The following is a 1877-nucleotide window of genomic DNA, read 5'->3' on the forward strand; positions in this document are numbered from 1 at the left end:
GTTCAGGGCCGACAGCGGGGGTCTGGGGGCGCAGCCCCCAGGGATGGGACGGGTAGGGGCGGCGGGGGCGAGGAAACTTGGAGGGCCCTTACTCGGCCTCCTGTTCCTCCATCAGTTGGAGCATCTGTTCTGCTTCCGCCCGTCGGGCCCGGACCGTCTCGGCGTCCGAGTCGTCGGCGGAGCCCCCGTACGCCCGCAGCACCCCACGCGCGCGTGCCGCCGCCTCCGCAGGCCGACTCAGGTCCGCCTCCAGCCAACCCGCGGCCAGCTCCGCGCCGGTGCGGCCGTGGAGGCCCTCCTCGCCCAGTGAGGAGAACACCGCGATCGCCTTCGTCATCTGGGCCAGCGCCTCCTCGAAGGCGGCCTCGATCGCGCCGTCCTCCGCGTCCTCGGCGGCCGATCGGGCCAGCAGGTCGCCGAACTGGCGGTGGGTGTGGGCGAGTTCCGCGCCGAGTTGCTCGCGGGACTCCAGGTCGTCCGCCTCCGACAGGGCCTGCCCGCACTCGCGGACCGCGTCCTGCATCCGGAGACGTGCCCCGGCCAGCCCCGCCTCCGTGCGCAGCGCGAGCCACGCGCGGGCGCGCAGGGCACGCACCAGTCCGTGCACATTGCCGAGCGAGCGCCACAGGTCGCCGGCGCGTTCGTAGGCCTGGTCGGCCTCCGCGGGCAGCCCGGCCTGGCCGAGGGACTCGGCGGCGAGATGGGCGAGCGTCGCGTGGTCCTGCTGTTCCGGCCAGTGGCGGGCGATCTCCGCGGCCTTGAGGCGGCGTTCGGCCGACTCGCGGTGCTCGCCCAGCTCGGCCAGACAGTCGGCGAGCCACCACAGCGTCTGGACGACCGCTCCGTCGCCGTGCGATTCGGCGCTCAGATCGGGCAGCGCCGACTCCAGTACCTCTGCCGCCTCCGCCCACCGGCCCTGCCGGAGGAGGAAACCGCCGAGCAGGTGCCTGGCCCAGGCGCCCAGAGTTGGGCCCTCGCCCGCCTCGTCGGCCCAGTGCGCGGCCTCCAGGGCGTGGTCCGCGGCCTCGCCGACCTCGTCACGCGCCCCGAGGATCTCGGCGAGCTGGAGGTTCAGCTGGGCGTGCCCCGCCGCCTCCAGATACGCCCCGCCGTGCTCCAGGGCTCCCCGCAGCGCCCGCTCCGCCTCGGCGATGTCGCCGAGATGGTGGGCGAGTCCGGCCAGCCGGGCCTCGTACTCCACCGCGAACCACGGCAGCCCCGCCGCGACGAACGCATCCGTGGCCCAGGTGAACAGCTCCGCGGCGCCTTCCAGGTCTCCGGCGCGCGTCGCCAGCTCCCCGAGCATTGCCTGGGCCTCCGCGCCCCGTGAGGCGAGCCGTACGTCGTCCCCGGCGTGCCCGTCGACGAGCGCCAGCAGTTCCCGTACGGCGTTCTCCGCGGCGGCCAGGGCCCGGTCGGTGCCGGTCTCCTCGACCTGGCGCATGAGGATGCGGGCGCGCCCCATCAGGACGGCCGCGGCCTGCCGTACGCCGGTGCCCTCGTCGGAGTAGAGGGCGAGGACCTCCTCGTACGGCTCGGAGACGGCGTCCAGGGCCGCGTCCACGTCGCCCTCCAGGGCGCGGGCGTACGCGGCGCGGGCGCGGGCGGCCAGGGCCTCGCCGGGATCACCTGCCTCGGCGTACAGCTCGGCGGCCCGCTCGAAGAGCGCGATGCCCTCAGGACCGCCCTCCATGGCCTTGTGGTCGACGATCTCCGCCTGGTCGGACACCGATACCTCGACGCCCTCGGCGGCCCGGGAGACGGCCGCCCACGCCTCCATCGCGTTCGGGAGCAGCCCGTCCGACATCCGGCGGGCCTCGGCGAGCAGCGCGGGCAGGTCGTCCGGCGCCGGCGCCTGGGCCTGCGGCTCGGTGGGC

General features: G+C 75.5%; 1 pseudogene. It reads right to left on the reverse strand.

Features of this window, described 5'->3' with window-relative positions:
* Nucleotides 1-88: 88 nt before the first annotated feature.
* A pseudogene (locus ACWCRB_RS49680) lies at nucleotides 89-1877 on the reverse strand (tetratricopeptide repeat protein); the annotation flags it as partial.

The organism is Streptomyces sp. NPDC002156, from assembly GCF_053593675.1.